17 protein-coding genes are annotated in these 14,752 nt (G+C 62.0%); 1 reads left to right on the top strand and 16 read right to left on the bottom strand.

All coding sequences use genetic code 11. The features are described from left to right. Positions 1–186 precede the first annotated feature (186 nt). Entirely contained in the window at positions 187–753 is a 567-nt protein-coding gene (locus tag KW835_RS14150; protein ID WP_218383378.1) for a hypothetical protein, read from the bottom strand. Between the two features lie 66 nt (positions 754–819). On the opposite strand from KW835_RS14150, the gene KW835_RS14145 reads away from it, so the two are divergent. Further along, on the top strand, positions 820–2,088 hold the full coding sequence (locus tag KW835_RS14145) for a hypothetical protein (protein WP_218383377.1): 1,269 nt from the start codon (positions 820–822) through the stop codon (positions 2,086–2,088). An 11-nt stretch (positions 2,089–2,099) separates the two neighbouring features. Here the strand turns inward: KW835_RS14145 and KW835_RS14140 are convergent, their stop codons facing one another. From KW835_RS14140 to KW835_RS14070, 15 genes are all read right to left on the bottom strand, one after another. Continuing rightward, a complete protein-coding gene (locus KW835_RS14140; RefSeq protein ID WP_218383376.1) occupies positions 2,100–2,558 on the bottom strand; it encodes a hypothetical protein in 459 nt (152 codons plus the stop codon). Positions 2,559–2,926: 368 nt separating this feature from the next. Then, entirely contained in the window at positions 2,927–4,165 is a 1,239-nt protein-coding gene (locus KW835_RS14135) for a hypothetical protein (RefSeq protein ID WP_218383375.1), read from the bottom strand. Further along, a complete protein-coding gene (locus tag KW835_RS14130; RefSeq protein ID WP_218383374.1) occupies positions 4,162–4,767 on the bottom strand; it encodes a hypothetical protein in 606 nt (201 codons plus the stop codon). Before KW835_RS14130 ends, KW835_RS14135 begins: the two co-directional genes overlap by 4 nt. A gap of 47 nt (positions 4,768–4,814) precedes the next feature. Then, entirely contained in the window at positions 4,815–8,507 is a 3,693-nt protein-coding gene (locus KW835_RS14125) for an ATP-binding protein (protein WP_218383373.1), read from the bottom strand. 371 nt (positions 8,508–8,878) lie between these two features. After that, positions 8,879–9,130, bottom strand: coding sequence for a hypothetical protein (locus KW835_RS14120; protein ID WP_218383372.1), 252 nt, complete (start codon positions 9,128–9,130; stop codon positions 8,879–8,881). 11 nt (positions 9,131–9,141) lie between these two features. Further along, complete coding sequence (locus KW835_RS14115; protein WP_218383371.1) at positions 9,142–9,612, bottom strand: hypothetical protein; 471 nt, start codon at positions 9,610–9,612, stop codon at positions 9,142–9,144. Further along, positions 9,609–9,854, bottom strand: a complete 246-nt coding sequence (locus KW835_RS14110) for a hypothetical protein (RefSeq protein ID WP_218383370.1) — start codon at positions 9,852–9,854, stop codon at positions 9,609–9,611. The genes KW835_RS14115 and KW835_RS14110 overlap by 4 nt, the downstream gene beginning before the upstream one ends. Further along, positions 9,851–10,066: a hypothetical protein gene (locus tag KW835_RS14105; RefSeq protein WP_218383368.1), complete on the bottom strand. Its 216-nt coding sequence runs from the start codon at positions 10,064–10,066 to the stop codon at positions 9,851–9,853. Before KW835_RS14105 ends, KW835_RS14110 begins: the two co-directional genes overlap by 4 nt. A gap of 304 nt (positions 10,067–10,370) precedes the next feature. After that, on the bottom strand, positions 10,371–10,562 hold the full coding sequence (locus tag KW835_RS14100) for a hypothetical protein (protein WP_218383367.1): 192 nt from the start codon (positions 10,560–10,562) through the stop codon (positions 10,371–10,373). 202 nt (positions 10,563–10,764) lie between these two features. Beyond that, positions 10,765–11,436 carry a hypothetical protein gene (locus KW835_RS14095; protein ID WP_218383365.1) on the bottom strand — a complete coding sequence of 224 codons (672 nt, stop codon included), beginning with the start codon at positions 11,434–11,436 and terminating at the stop codon, positions 10,765–10,767. A gap of 120 nt (positions 11,437–11,556) precedes the next feature. Beyond that, complete coding sequence (locus tag KW835_RS14090; RefSeq protein ID WP_218383363.1) at positions 11,557–12,141, bottom strand: hypothetical protein; 585 nt, start codon at positions 12,139–12,141, stop codon at positions 11,557–11,559. A gap of 307 nt (positions 12,142–12,448) precedes the next feature. Further along, positions 12,449–12,757 (bottom strand): hypothetical protein, encoded by a 309-nt coding sequence (locus KW835_RS14085; protein WP_218383361.1) that lies wholly within the window; start codon positions 12,755–12,757, stop codon positions 12,449–12,451. A 99-nt stretch (positions 12,758–12,856) separates the two neighbouring features. After that, positions 12,857–13,087 (bottom strand): hypothetical protein, encoded by a 231-nt coding sequence (locus KW835_RS14080; protein WP_218383360.1) that lies wholly within the window; start codon positions 13,085–13,087, stop codon positions 12,857–12,859. A 513-nt stretch (positions 13,088–13,600) separates the two neighbouring features. Beyond that, a complete protein-coding gene (locus KW835_RS14075) occupies positions 13,601–13,939 on the bottom strand; it encodes a hypothetical protein (RefSeq protein ID WP_218383358.1) in 339 nt (112 codons plus the stop codon). Positions 13,940–14,252: 313 nt separating this feature from the next. After that, positions 14,253–14,717 carry a hypothetical protein gene (locus KW835_RS14070; protein ID WP_218383356.1) on the bottom strand — a complete coding sequence of 155 codons (465 nt, stop codon included), beginning with the start codon at positions 14,715–14,717 and terminating at the stop codon, positions 14,253–14,255. Positions 14,718–14,752: the final 35 nt, after the last annotated feature.

Here is a 14,752-nt window from a genome sequence, read left to right as displayed (position 1 = left end):
TGCAGCGGCCAAATCGTCTGGGCTCAGCTCCAGCCGCCCCAGCTCCGCCTCCTCGATTTCCACTCTGATCTTCACTGGATTGCTCCTTTGCAAGTAGGCCGATGCGTACTACCCTGACCTGCACGCCGCACTCGGCAAGTCACGGAGGATTGTAGTGTTCAAGTACACCCCGACACGTGTCGCGGCTCAACGGCATCCCGGCTCCGGCCGCTGGCTGCAGCGGTACCTCTTGCCGGCCTCAGCGGAGATGAAGCCCACAGACATCGCGCCGTCCGAACGAGCGGTTCCCTTGGCCGCGTTGAGCGCGATCAGTCCACCATGAAAACGCGAAGGGCGCTTGAGTCGCCACATGGTCGATACCTGACCTTCCGAGTCCGCAACCGTCGGCGCTTCGACGGGGAACGTGCGCTCAATCAGCGCCTGGACATCGGCGGCCTTGGCGCGGAACGGCACCACGGAGCAGCCCCCAGCGCCCGACACACCGACCAAGTAGCTGCTCTTGCCGTATGGCACGATGAAGCTCGCCCCGCCCAGCCGCTGCAGCGTTGGGTCCTGGTTGTTCTGCGCGTCACTGAGCCTGGTGCCACTCCTGGCGAGCGCCAGGCGCTCGACGGACGCCAGATCAGCGTTGGTGACCATGCAGAGGCTTTCGAGGACCGCCAGGACCTCGGATGCGCTCGCCTCGGCTCGCACCTGAAAGGGCAGGAGGAGGCAAAGCACTGCCCCCGTGATTCTGACGCTGGATCTGGCCATGTGGTGCCCCCCTCGGTGCTCCCAAGTTTATAGTGCAGCTCACCCGTCCTTTACCGCGCTCACCAGATGGCACTCTACGAAATCAGCGAGAGCAACACCCTTTCGCCCATACCTGCGACAACATTCTCCAGCCGTGGGCTCTACGAGCGGGACAACCTGCAGAAGGCGCTTCGGGCCCATATCCATGCGATCACACCGGGCGCGGACACCATGGTGCTCGCCGAAGAGTTTGGCGACTGGGTGGGCGCAAACCGGCGCATCGACCTCCTCTGCCTGGACAAGGACGCCAAGCTGGTGGTGGTGGAACTGAAGCGGGATGACGGCGGCGCCCACATGGAATTGCAGGCGGTGCGCTACGCCGCCATGATCAGTGCCATGCGGTTCGAGCAGGCCGTGGAGGCGCACCGCAGGTATCTCGGGTCCATCGGATCAACAGCCGATGCCGAACAGGCCATCCGCGAATTTCTGGATCGCGACGACGGCCAGCCCGTGGCGCTTCACGAGGATGTCAGGATCGTGCTGGCCGCGCCTTCATTTGGAACAGAAGTCAGCACCACAGTCCTTTGGCTCAACAAGCAGGGGCTGGATCTGCGCTGTGTGCAGATGCGTCCGCACCTGCTTGACGGCCGCGTGCTGCTCGACATCCAACAGGTGATCCCCTTGCCCGAGGCAGCGCAGTACCAGGTCGCCATTCGGGAAAAGGAGGCACAGCAGGCCATTGCACGGTCATCGGAGCGCAATGTCGCGCGATACAACCTCACGATTGGTCGGAGGACCTACTCGAACATCCCAGGGCGGCGAGTGCTCTTCGAGGTGGTTGCCGAGGCGCTGCGGTCGGGCGTCACTGTCGCATCGATATCCGCAGCTTTCCCTGGCAGAGGCGATACCGTATTTCTTTCAGCGGAGGGGACGCTCTCGGGCGCGGAACTCCTGGAGCGCTCCGGACACTCCGGCTCGGGCTATCTCATCCAGGACAACATGGTGCTCCAGGCTGAAGGGCGAACCTTCGCTCTATCCACGAGCTGGGGGGACCAGCTCCTGGACGCAATCTCCAGCGTGGTGGACCTGGTGCCTTCAGCCGGTATCGCTTTCGAGAGGGCCCAGCCCACAGGCGAAGCGCAGGAGGTTAGCTTCGACGGCTACCTCATCCGCCAGGACGAAACCACCACGATCACGGTATCGAAGGATGGAAATCCATGTTCCCCCGTGATGCCCGTGCTGCGCGCGCTGGCGGAGAAGCTTGGCGTCAGCACGCTCAACGGCGCAGGCAACGCGTTTAACACTCGCCAGCTAGGCGCGCGTGTCATTGAAGCAGTAGGTGCCCGCGAGGGCTGAGTTCTGCGGTGCTACTCGGGAGCGCCCAACATCCGTTCTTGCGTGACCCCCGCTTGGAGGTCACTGAGCACTGTCCATGCCGCACGAACTAGCGGATGACGCGCCGAGTCAAGCGTGGCAGACCACTGCGCGGCCTGCTGGCCGAACAACTCCCGGCCGCGTACCGTGTCAGCAGCGCTGGCCAACCACTCCCAAGTCGGCAAAACCAATCTCGCCAGGCGTTCGCCAGGGAGCCCGTTCGCGATGCCGAGCCCCGCTGGATCAAAATCCACGAAGGCCCACAAGGGCTCGGTGCGTCCGGACAAAAAGGACTTCACTGGGCCAGGCGAGAACTTCGTGTCGCCTCGAAAGACATAGAGCACCTTTGCGTCATCCGCCCGGAGCCAGCGATAGAGGTGCAGGGACCTCATGGCCTCCCAGTTCTCGACCACACAGATCGCGTCACAGTGAACATGCAACAGCGTGTCCACAGTGGCTATGAGGCAGGCCCCCGTGGGACTCTCCCATGGCCTCTGCCCCAACCGGCAACCCCCCCTCGCGATAACGGCAATCTCACCTTCGTGCGTCGGCCGTGTGCCGGATTTTTCTGACATGCCGCCGAACTGGGCGGCTTGGGCTCGCGTGGCATCTGGACCGAGGGACTCGGGAGGCAGACCATTCGAGGCGAGAATCTTCGCAGCCTGGGCGTAGTGGGCATCCGTGTAAAAGATCGCCCTGCCCGCGCGTTGGCCGAGGCCATAGTGCTCACTGAAGAATACCGCCGCCTTCCCTGGTACCACCGAGGGGGGCGTGGTCCTGACAAGCCGCTGCAGGAATCCACGTTCGGTGGCGGACAGGCTCACGGCTGCGCCCTGTGTACCCTGATGTCGCTGAAGGGCTCGTTGAGCACAAAGCCCCTACCAGCAGGCGCATCAAGGATATCGATCACGAAGCCGGTCCCCTGCAACTGCAGGTATGCGTACATCAGCCACGCACCATCGTCGAGCGCATCTAGCTCGGGCCGTGAGCGCTTGAAGCTCCCCAGCAACATCGACCCCCTGGCAGGTTGGGACGCCTCGGCAACGAAAGCCCGAAGCGCACGTTCGTGCAGGGACTCTTCCTCAGCCACCACACCGTCGTCATCTTCATCAATTCGGCGCTGGGGAACAGGCGGGGCTTTGACCTTGGGCTCTGGCTTCGGCGCCGGCATTGCCGCCAAGATTCGGGACAACCCGTCAGCGACCACCACATCGGTGTCCGCGACGTCGGGCTGGGGGCGCACCTTCACTCGCACCGGCCGCCACAATGCGACGTCCACCGCTTCCAGGTTGGCCCCTTCCAACTCCCAACCCTTCGTTGTCTTGTTCCGATCGAGCCACAAGCTGAAGTTCGACAGCTGCTTCAACCGGGCCTCCATACGCCTGGCGTCGAACAAGCGCCGGGTGATGGCAGCTTGGGCATCCTTGAGCTGCCCCGTCCAACCAAGGAGGCGCGAACCAAGCCTGCGCGAGATCAGGATGCGCACGTCCGGCAGTCCCGCTGCGATCGCCTCATCCTGCACCCGATCTACGAACCTGCGGATTGCCTCCATGTCGCGAAGAAACACTGCAACCTGGGCCGCGTAGTAGGCGTTCTGCGCCATCTTCGCCGCAAGCCCCACGACGTTCCCGAACTGTGATCCGAGCAGCACGTAGAGCATGGCCAGATTAGCCTGAATTGCAAATGAAATTTCTGCAATGGACTCGTCGAGAGCTGCCAGCAGTGTGTCGAAGTTTCGGCGCGAGCCCCGCTCCTTTAGCCTGTAGAGCGCGCGCCATTGAGCCTGCGCCTGGCGCATGGTGCCCGTGACTCCCCGCAGCGACTGGTAGGCGTGGTAGCTGGACAAGTGATCGGCGATGAACTCACGAAGCCGAGGATTGAGCCGATAGGTGTCTTCGTCGTAAGGTTTGAAGGCACCAGACTCAAACAACGCCTCAATCGCCTTGGACCGCTGCCGCGTGTCCCCAGAAACCTCTCCCTCGAAGGCTTCGGACACCAGCTCGGAATGCCGGTGCAGCACGCCGAGGAGCTTTTCGACCTGATCGCTGCGCTCGCTCACGGCTCGTCCTCTTCCGCGTTGGCCAAGTCAATCAGGTCAGGATCCTCAATCTCTGATTCGTCCACGTCGGTGTCAGGTATCACCCGGTTCTCACTGAGAAACTGCAGTACCGCATACAGCTGCTCGATTTTCCCCGTGACGCGATAAGTCTCAGTCTCCTTTGAAGCGAGAAACACGTACCCGTCCTTGGCCAGATGCATCAGCAGGCGCCGCAGGTTTTCCCGAACCGAGTTACGCGGGTTGCCTTCGTTGATCACTGCGAGCTTCGTGCGAAGCAGCATTTCAAGCGTGCCCTGATTGACCACTGCTTGCTCAAGCTCGTAGAGCGGGATGTACTCGCCGGGGGACAGCGTGATCCCGAGGGAGTCTGCTTGGCGGATGAGATCCAGCATCACAATGGCGGGGCCATAGACGTCGCGGAAATCGAGCAGCTCTCTGCGCAGACGCGCGTGGTCGTCGGACGTGACAACCAAGGGGGCCATGAAGAAGGCTCCCGTCTCATTGAGCCGCGCCAGCCGCATGTTGATGCCGGCCAGCCAGCCGTCGATCTGCTCCTGCTGAAGCTCGTCCTGCAAAATCTCGAATTCGTTGGGGTAGCGCACATCGCAGATGTACTCCCCCGCAAGCAACAGCCGAGTACACTGACCGTTCATACCTGCACCTCGGCGCTGGCGCTCGCAGGCACGAGCGGAGCGGATTGCCGATACAGCCGAACTCGTCCTCGATCCTCGAAGAGATAACGTCGCGCAAACACGCCGCGCTGCATCAGATCAAGCGACGGCGAGGCCGTAACGATGTCGATGCGGTTGTCCTTGAGCATCTGCATCAAGGCCAAAAGATTCTGCTGGTCGAAGTCCCCCACCTCGTCTGTGACCCAGGGAATCCACACTTGGTCCTCCCCCCTCATCGTGTTCACGAGAGCGCACATCAAACAGATCATCACGATGGAAGTGAGCCCGTTGCTGGAAATCGCCTCCAATTCGCGTTGCGTCTTGAACTCTCGCAACGTCCCATTGTCCAGCACACTTCCCCCAATCGAGATGTACGCGCCAAGATTGATTTCGAGACTACCATCACGTCCGACCACGCTTGCAAAGTCACCCAGCGCAGTCGCAATGTCGCGCGGGGCCAGCTCCCGGTCGTTCAGGTATGCCCCGCTCACCGCGTAGTCTTGGATGAGCGCAGTCATCTTTCGCAGCTTTGCGTAGAAGCCGAGCTCCTCGAAGTTTGTCGCAATCCAGAGGTTCAGCTCAGAGATGCGCTCAAAGCAAGTGACCGCACTCAGACCCTCCTGGATCTGCTTGTTGACACGCCCCACCTCTGTCTTGAAGGTCTGCAACGCCGTGTGCAGAGCGTCGATGTTGGCAAAGATGGTGCGCAGTTCGAGATTGTTCTGACGCACGATCTCAGCCCCGATCTGCCCGTGACATTGACACAGTGCTAGGGCTTGCCCGATGTCCGACCCCAGACGGGAAGGATCCTGGCTTAGCCAGTCTTCGACGAACTTCGTCAGCACCTTGTGTCCCGACCGCAGTTTGCTTGAGAGCTGCGTATGCCGATTTCGTATCTCGGCCATTTTTTCGGCCAGCTCAGTGCGCTGCTCGTCAACTGTGCCCCTGAGCGTATCCACACCGACGTCCAACGTCACAGTGGGCGCAACGTATGCTGGCTTTCCATCAAAGCTTTCCAGCAGGTGACCCAGGCTGGAAGCGTCTGTCTCGCACCGCGACACCCGCGCTTCGAGTTTCTCGACGGCTGCATTGAACTCACGGTTGCGTTTCCGGACCGCCTCCTCGTGCGCATTGAAGTTTTGAAGCGCCTTCGCTGCAAGCCCCTGGGTAAGTTCGGAGGCCGTCTTTGCCTCGGCAACCATTGCCGCTCCGCCCCGGGCTAGGAAGTCTTTCCACGACTGAACGAATGGCTTGTGGTTCTGGATTTGGACAAGGTCATCCCAAAGCTTGCCAGCGTCCGCTTTCACCTTTGCAAGCGAATCTACGTCCACCCCCGCCTTGTTGAGCCGGTCATTCAATTGTTTATCGAGGCCGGCAAGCTCGGCTTCGAGCAGGGAACTGGCGGTTTTAATAGAAGCATCGATCTGTGCAAGCGCGCTCTTGCGCACTGTCGCTGCGTCCTCGCGCAATGCTCGAAACTCGCGGCGGATGCGATTGAGTGTCTCAGTCTTCTCCTCCTGCGCGTCCGCTACCGCCCTCTTCGATTCCTCCAGGTCCTTGTTCAGCTGGATTAGCCGCTCTTGCGCCTCCCGAAGTGCCGCGCTGGTCGCGTTTCGGATGTCAAGCTCGGCCTTGTCTTTGTTGGCGAGCAGCGGTATTGCCCGTGCCTCCAGGACCGATTTCTCCGCCTCGGCAATCTTCACGGCCTCCGTCGCAGCCGCGAGCGCATCCGACTTGGCACCCAGTTCAGCTGACGTGGCGACAACCAGCGACTTGGCAGCAGCGACCTTGGCCCCCGCTGCCTCCACGGCTGCGCGCGCGGCCCCATCGTCGGCCCAATCGGGCGTTCGAACTGATTCCAAGTGGATGTCCCAGCCATACAACGTCGGTGCATCCTCCCCGATGAACTCCGGGCCCAGATCGGCCCGCGACAGCAGGCCAACGTCAAGGGTTTTGGCGAGGTTGCGCTTCCAACTCTCATCGGGGTGTTGACGCAGGGTGTACAGCAGTGACCCAGGCGCAGGGGAGACCAACGCCTCCACCTCGCCGAGCGCCCTCTCTGCATCTGCGTGTCTAGCAGTGGCTTGCCTTACCAGCAGCTCCCGAGCGTCATAGGCCCCTTTCGCGCTGACTTGCGAGGCAGTCGCCGCTGCCAACGCGGTCTGGGACTTGTTGAGTTCAATCGCGTTTGCCTGCAGAGCGCCATTCGCCACGCGCAGCGCCTCGTTGTGCGCGGGATCCGGCTGGGGGTTCTGCTGCTTGGCCGCCCACTCGCCGAGGGCCCTCGCAAGCGGTTCCATGCCCTGCTGAAGCTCGCCAATCGCGCTATCTGCAGCTTGCTCAGCGCTCTGCACCGCAGGTGCTTCCTTCTTCGCTATCTCCTCGATCGCGCTGTCGTACGCCAGCTGCGGTTCTTCCTTCGCTGCCTGCAGGCCTGCGATCGCTTGCTGGGTCTCGGATTCAGCTGCTTTTTTGAGCTTCTCGGTTTCAGCCAGCACATCGGTTTGCGCGGAGGTTGCCAGCTCAATCTGATGGGTGAGACGCTGGTGCCGGGCCTGAAGTTGCTCTTCATTGCGAATGCGCTCCTCCCAGCCGATGGCATCCTCGCTGCTGAAACGCGTTTGCTCCGCATTCAGATCGGACCAGCGGTCACGCGCGGCCCTGGCTGCCTCGCTGCTGTCCCTGACCTCATCCTCCAGGGCGCTGCGTTGGCGCTCATCCTGGAGGGATTGATCGCCATGGCCCGCTCTCAGGTCGCGGAGTTCGCTCCCGGCCAACAGCTGCTCTTTCTCTTTGAGTGATTTGAGGTGGCTCACATTCCACCAAGATGCCCGCAGTTGATTTTCAATCGCCGCGTACTCCTCAATCGCAACCTTCTGATCCGCAACCTTCGACGACTGGGCCAGCGCGTCCTCACACGCCCGTCGCAACGACACCCAGTCGTCAATCTGGGCCGCCTTCTGCTTGAACGGCAGCTTCCCATGCTCGGCCTGGCCTATGTTCGATTGCACGCGGCTGACCGCGACCTGCACGATATCGTCCAGGTCTACCTTGTCTACCAGCATCGCGCCCATCAAACGGTCTAGAAGGTCCAGAGAGTTCGGACCGAACGAATGCTCCAACCGGTAGTCCCGAAGGCGCTTGTCCTTGACCGGGTTCGAGGTACGCAGAATCACCGCCCGATAGTCGGCCGATGTCAGCATCCGCGTGCCAGTGATTCCGAGTGTGTTCGCCTGTTCCTGCGCTTCCTGGTCCGCCAGGAAGAATCCGTCCTTCACAAACAGCCGCTCGTCAAAACCGCAGCGATAGATCCGGTACATCGGCGCGTTCTCGTCGTCCTGGCGCCTGCGCAGCACCGCGAGTCGCAGATCAGAGGTATCTCCGCGCCGGTACTCGTAGGCAATCGCGCTGGTGTCGTCGGGGAGCAGGAACTTCAGCATCCCTGTCGCTCCTCCGGAGCCTGCGACCAGCTTGCTGGGTAGGTAGCCGAAGAACAATGGCATCAGGCGCAATGTGGTGGTCTTTCCCACCCCATTCGCGCCAAGCACCGCAGCCCCGCCCCGTGGATCGATGGAGGTGATTCGGCCGCTCGCGGTGTTCTTGTTCGTGCCGGCATTGATCAGCACCATCCGGCACAACTGATACCGCTTTTCTCCAATAGCTTGTTCCATATGCACCTGATGCCTTCCGCTGCTTTGTCGCCTATCCGTGTCCGTCCCACCCGCCCCGCGCAACCGCGAACTGCTCCTCATACGAACGAGGGCCGGTGAGCATCATCCGGGCGCGGTCTGCGGTGGACCTGAACTCTACCTTGTCGCTCCCCTGCTCGACGAAGGGCATCACTTCGACGGCTTCCCCAACCCCGTTGCGTCCTATCGGCGCAGTGTGAACCGCGCGTCGGCGAACACTCGCTGCTTCCTGAGTGGCATACAGCCTTGGAAGCGCGATGTCCGTCGTGCCGTCGTACACGAAGTGGAGAAGAAGTCCGTCCTCAAAGCGCACCGCGCCAATGTATCTCGCCATGTATCAAGATCCAATCCACTCAAGCACCGGAGAGGACACGTTGTCCAGCCTCGGTGATCTTGAGGTGGGAGACGAGCCTTCCTTTGTGGGTCGCAAACGGACTGGGCAGCTCCACGGTTTCGACCAGGGCTTCTCGCAACAGCCGATTCGCCACCCCAGGATTCAGTTCGACGCTCGGTACTGGCTTGTGTGAGATGTCGCGTAGCCGTTCCCGGGCGTGCTCGCTCAATGGCCTGGTGGCGTTGCCGTTCAGTGGTGCGATACGTGTCATGGGTTTAAGGCTCAGAGAGAAGCTTGGTTGGGGGCGCGGGCAGGCTCCAGCCGCCCGGGGAACGATCGCAAAAGGAGGCCGACTGCGCGGCCGACCTTGTCGGGTGCTAGGGAGGGCACAAGGCGCTGGATTTCTTCCATGAAAGGCCCCCACTCCAAACCACCGGCCCAAGGTTGCGCGCCCGTGTGGATCCTGGCCCCCGGCCCCAGATAGACCTCCGGCAACTGCACCCGTGAGCCCTCGTTGAACTGGTCCGCCGTGGGGTCGAGGATCTCGCCATCCAGGAGCTTCAGGAAGATGTGGTTGCACTCGTCCAGGTCGGACTCGACGAGCACCGCTTCGACACCAAGCCGGATCAAGGCGGCGCGAAGAGGGGCAGATACAGCCGCGCACATGCGCGAACTGGAGGCCCCTTGGAGCATCGCCTGCCGAAAAGCCATTGCGTAGCTCAGCAACTCGGATCGTTGAAGAGTGAAACTCACGCGCGTTCCTCGGTTGGGAAATCGATGTTCTGCACAGCCACACTGATGTCGTGGATCGTAACGAGCTGCATGCGCCAGAACTCGGTGGGCGTGAGCGTCCCAGCCTCAAGGTCCTCAAGGCACACCGGGGGAAGCCCCGAAACAGCTTCCATACGCTGGCAGGCCATATTCTGCGCACTACTCAGCTTGAGGCTGTACACCTTTGCTTCCCGCATACCTGCACCTGCGGCATGCGCGTTCATAGGACACCCGGGATCAGGACTCCAGCGGGGCTGCGCGGTTTGCAGTTCTTCTGCTGCTCCATTTTGCGGTCGGCGGGCCTGGTCTCCACGCAGTCGCGGATGTCGGCCTGGAGTGCCGCCCAGTGTGGCTGCAGAACGCCCAGAGTGAAAGGAAACACGGTGATGGCAACACCCACGAAGACGGCCGTCAGGACGGCACTGCGCAAAGACATCTCGTCTACTCCTTAACAGGTTGATCTTCCGGTTCGGCCCAAGTCGGCCATCTAGCACGGCAACCGGGGCGCCCGCACCGCCACTCTGGCCGCACGTCTTCAGCAGCAACCGTAGCGTCCAGGCTCGGCGCGAAGCCTTGGGTGGCCACCACCGGGACCCCGCAAGCACCCTCTCCGGCATGCACGTCGCCCCGAACGACGTGGTACACGAGGTCCTTGCCATGGGTACTGGGGCGCCTGTACCAGGACGCGTCTCGCGTTGCAGCCCTCGGGCCAGTCAGTACCGTTCTACCCATGGCGATCCTTACGTGGCCGCTGCCATCACCGCGACCATCAGCACCAAGTGAACCAGGCTGTTCCTGCCGGCACCCGGCATGCCGTAGCGGAACATCAGGCCTGCCGCCAAGGCATATAGGCCGCAAGCCGCGATACCGCAGCCGATTGCGGCGTCTTGGTCCCGCATCGCAAGCAGGACAAGGAATGCGATTCCGAACACGGCCGACACTCCCAGCCCCACCAACATTGCTCGCATCGCAACTGCTGGCCCCTGAAACTTATCGTCTGCCTCATCGAAAGGCCGTAGCTGGACGACTCTCGCGAAATCAAACGATGGCACTGAGTGACCCTTCCAGTGCTGGCAGCACTAGGTCGTAGAAGCAGAAAACCATCCCGCAATTCTAGTGTACATGTACACCATGTCAATCAGCATTTGCGTGCATCCGACGCAGCTGTGCACGCTGCGCTTCCACTACGCCCCGCAACTCATCCGCCTTGCCAAGATGTGCAAGTGAGCGAATCAGCGCAGCGCCAGGATAGATGTAGTAGGGGATCAGAGCACGCACGCTCATTGGAACCTCCGCTTCAAGGCGGGCGTCGTACCACGTATCGTTGAGGTTCCCCCGGCGATCGGCCGGTGTCCCCGCATCCGGGTATCTGGAGCGCGCTCCGGAGACCTCCAGGCGCAACATCTCGCGGCATTCCCGGGCCTCGGGAACAAAGCAGCCAATGCGCACTGTGCCGTCGAGCAGTCCCACGCGAGCAACCGCCGCTTCTGACATCCCGAACTGAGTCACAGCTACAGCTGTCAGGGCGACCGCGAGTGGGGTCAGCAGTCGATGACGCACCCATAGCGCAACGCCCACCAGCACCGCACCCGCAGCGACTGCCACGCCGAGAACCGAGGTGCTGGGATGTAGAGCCCATGCTGGCGAACCGAGCCATGATGCCTGCGCGAAGTCCGACTCGGTCAGTGGGACGTGAAAGCTCAACCAGGCGGCGTTGAGCAAGGCTACGACTGCCAACGAGAGGGATGCCCCTATCGTGCAAATATGAATCAGATTGGCAGCGCGATGAATGAGGCCGGTGGACATTCGAGAATTCTCGCCAGCCAAGCAGCGAGAACCCCAGCGGAAAGGCGCCCCGTTCCGCCGCGTTTCGGCAATACGAACCGATTTAGCCTGTCCGATGGCGCCCTCCAGCCATGAGCCCGACTAACGCGGTGCCCTGAGCTTGGACTTGGCCAGTACCTCGCCGGAAACCCGGTTCACTACCCACGCCTCCTGCATCCTCACGGTCACCAATCGCACGTTATCCACACGGGTATCGTTCGAGTGCTTGACGGGTAGCACTTGCTCGCCTCTCACGTACGGGGGGGCGAGCTTTCCTATCACCAGCACGTCCAGCTTGTTCTCAAGTAGCGCCGCTTTCTCGGCCGGCGACGGGAAGCCCCCAATGATGTGGAAGGCCCGGGTCGTGTCGATCGCGATGGTCTCGTACTCGCCGAGGTTGCGGCCCGGAAAAATTGCCCGCCACTGGTCAGCGTTCCCTATCTTCCGGCTTGAAATGGCGATGGCGTCACTTGGTGGCATCACAGAATGCTCCCTCACCATGTACTCCCACTTGCCTTGGTTCGCGTCATATGTCCATTTGACGTCCACCGGCTTAAACGCGAGCAGCGAACCCACAGTCAACTCGTCATATAGCTGCTCGGACTCCAGCTCTTTCATGCGCGAAAGATACTTCGCATCCGACTCATACTTGCCTTTCGTAATTGCCATGGCCTGGAGGGCGTTCACGATGCGCTCGGCATCATGGCCGAATTGTCCAGTCGTAGCGTCGAGGCTTCGCATCGCCGGGGCGACTGCCCGGTGAGGTGGGGGCGGCGGCTCAACTGGTACCGGCGAAGCCACAGGTGCCGACGCCGGAACGGCCGGCGTGGAAGCATCAGCGGCAGGCCGACTGTCGGTGCACGCCGCCAAGACTGAGGTAAGGGCGAGCGCGGATATGGTTGAAGGACGAAACAGGCGTGTCATTAACGGAGAGCGGGAGAATGGCGCAGGGCGCCGAAGACTACTTCAAGCTTACCGCAGGGAAGCTGTCACGTTAAGCCACGTGTTGCGCTGCTGGCGGCAGATCGTTCATCAAGGCCGGTAGGTGGAGCTTGACTGCCGCGTCCTTCAGGTAGACCACCACAGGACCATGTCGCAGGTCGCCTGTCATCTGGCCGTCCAGCGCCTCGCGCTCGACACTGGTTAGGTTGCGCCATTTCGCAATCCAGTCGTACGCCCCAAAGAGCAGCCCCGATGGATCCATCGCGCTGGTCTGCCCCACCGAGATGCCGTTCGCCTCGCACCAAGCGTATGCCAGCCGCTTCGCTTCGAAGTCGCCGATTTTTTCAAACACAATCCGCATTGCCCTACCCTCCCGCCATCCCCTATTGCCTACTAATGTGGGGCTATCCGCGCTCGCTGCGACGCGATCAACGTTGAAGCCCACAGCGGTTCTCGCGCGCTACTGCTCCGGCTGGCGTCGGCCGCGCCACACCTCATACATGTGGGCCATCCATTCGGGGCCGACACGGTTCACTGCGTAGGCAATCGAATCATCCGGAGCCAGCTCACGCATCCTGCCGGACGCCAGGGCGACGTACAGCCTCTCACCGGTTGAAAGCGCGCCGACGCGGTCATACTTTCCTTCCCACGCCTCCTCAGCGATGCCATCCAGGTATTTCAGGTCAGACACGGGTTCGGTCCTTCAGGTAGTGTCGGTTGAGCGAATACAGCTTTCTACAAAGCCAACTTAAGGCGGCTGGCACACCCCTCGCAAAGTCGAAACGCCAGCCCCTTCATTCTGACCTCAAGAACTGGTGCTGCGGCGGGGCATGACGCGGTAGCCCCACCGACCACCACTAGATCAGGGCCACAGGCATTGCACATCCCGAACTTCTCGGAGTCGAGCCGCTTGCGAACCGCAATCGTGGACGCCGGTGGGGCGGCGCGCCCCTTTCGGGAGATTGCCGATTGCAGCGCTGCAGCCCCGGGCTTGCCCCGCGACCCTGGCGCGTGTAACTCGTTCGGGGAGGGCGCAGTTCCCTCGGGGTCGCCCCGGCCCCCTCCGAGGCCAACCCGCTTGGATTTTGCGGGTGTCGGACATTCGGTGTTGCTCGTTCTGGGCGGTTTAGGGGAAGTGGGCATGCGAAGCGCCGATTGTGCTGGGACGCGTGGCTAGCGCGGAAAGGTGCCGAGGTGCTGCTCACTAAGCGAGCAAGGCTGGATGCCCGAGTAGCGCGACCGCCACCGCCGCCAGGGATGTCTGCACAGCGATTCTGATGCTCATGTTGCAGGCGATCGCCAGGAAGCCACCGGATGCCGCTACGGCCACCGCAAGGACCATTCCGGGCAGCGACGAGAACGCTAGGCCGATGTGGACCGGATCGATGGGCGATTGGGAACTGGCCCCGAAAAGTGCCCAGTTCAGCAGCATTGCCGGCAACAGGAGCACTGCGGCGAGCCCCGCCGTGATGACCGAAGCCGGCAGAAGCCACACACTGTTCCTGACGAGCTTTCGCAGGTTCTCTCGATCTCGACGCGTCATGCTGCCCTCCATTCGTAGACATTCAGCTCACCCAGTGGATAAGTTCGGATTTCCCGAGGCTCTCGCAGCCCCGTATCCAAACTTCCGCCATCCCTACGCCCGACCCTGCCCCTGCCGCCTGCCGCCTGCCGCCTGCCGCCTGCCGCCTGCCGCCTGCCGCCAGGGTCTCGCTTTCTCAACGCAGACGCCGCGTAGCGGGAGAACGCTCAGGGTGAATTGTCGGATCCGCTCCCGACAGAAATGGGACCGAAAAACGCCCCTTACGGCACGCTTTCCGGCTCGGTTTCGGCACCGGACCATTGGGCCCCGGGGGCTACGTCATGCCACCGCGCGGGGCGCCGGGGCGAGATTTCGTGAGCAGCTCCGATGCGTCGAAAAGCCTTCGGCCTGGAAGTGCGCTCAAGGCGCCTGGGCGCACGTTGTGTTCGAAGCCTTGCGGCGTCCGGATACGCACCTGCTTGGCAGATGCGCGTACCACGGTCACGTCACCTAAGCCTACCTGCTTGCCGCGAACTACCTTGGCCCAGCGCACTTCCTGGTCGGGCCGGAACTCGACCGCCAACTCTGTTGGGGGTGACTCCGCCAACCTGCACAGCCCGGACATGTCCAGGGTAAGAACACCCTGGAGCCTCAAGGCGTCTACTGGCCGCTGATCGATGGGCGTTGTTTCGCCATTGCGTTGCAGGCGAAACAGGCCCGACGAGGGGTCGAGGAACACACGTCCTCCATCCCGGATCTGTTGCACCAGTTTCGCTTGAGCCGTGCTCAGTTTGGCCATCTCGAACGCTTCCTGTTTGCTAAATGCTACGGTGT

Source organism: Acidovorax sp. sic0104 (assembly GCF_019219095.1).
Lineage (GTDB): Bacteria > Pseudomonadota > Gammaproteobacteria > Burkholderiales > Burkholderiaceae_C > Acidovorax.
This window is presented reverse-complemented; position numbering and strand designations above follow the sequence as displayed.

Coding starts and splice junctions, on each gene's coding strand:
- KW835_RS14075 (WP_218383358.1), bottom strand. CDS start 13,939: ATGACGCGTCGAGATCGAGAGAACCTGCGAAAGCTCGTCAGGAACAGT.
- KW835_RS14150 (WP_218383378.1), bottom strand. CDS start 753: ATGGCCAGATCCAGCGTCAGAATCACGGGGGCAGTGCTTTGCCTCCTC.
- KW835_RS14120 (WP_218383372.1), bottom strand. CDS start 9,130: ATGACACGTATCGCACCACTGAACGGCAACGCCACCAGGCCATTGAGC.
- KW835_RS14070 (WP_218383356.1), bottom strand. CDS start 14,717: ATGGCCAAACTGAGCACGGCTCAAGCGAAACTGGTGCAACAGATCCGG.
- KW835_RS14105 (WP_218383368.1), bottom strand. CDS start 10,066: ATGTCTTTGCGCAGTGCCGTCCTGACGGCCGTCTTCGTGGGTGTTGCC.
- KW835_RS14085 (WP_218383361.1), bottom strand. CDS start 12,757: ATGCGGATTGTGTTTGAAAAAATCGGCGACTTCGAAGCGAAGCGGCTG.
- KW835_RS14095 (WP_218383365.1), bottom strand. CDS start 11,436: ATGTCCACCGGCCTCATTCATCGCGCTGCCAATCTGATTCATATTTGC.
- KW835_RS14125 (WP_218383373.1), bottom strand. CDS start 8,507: ATGGAACAAGCTATTGGAGAAAAGCGGTATCAGTTGTGCCGGATGGTG.
- KW835_RS14145 (WP_218383377.1), top strand. CDS start 820: ATGGCACTCTACGAAATCAGCGAGAGCAACACCCTTTCGCCCATACCT.
- KW835_RS14110 (WP_218383370.1), bottom strand. CDS start 9,854: ATGAACGCGCATGCCGCAGGTGCAGGTATGCGGGAAGCAAAGGTGTAC.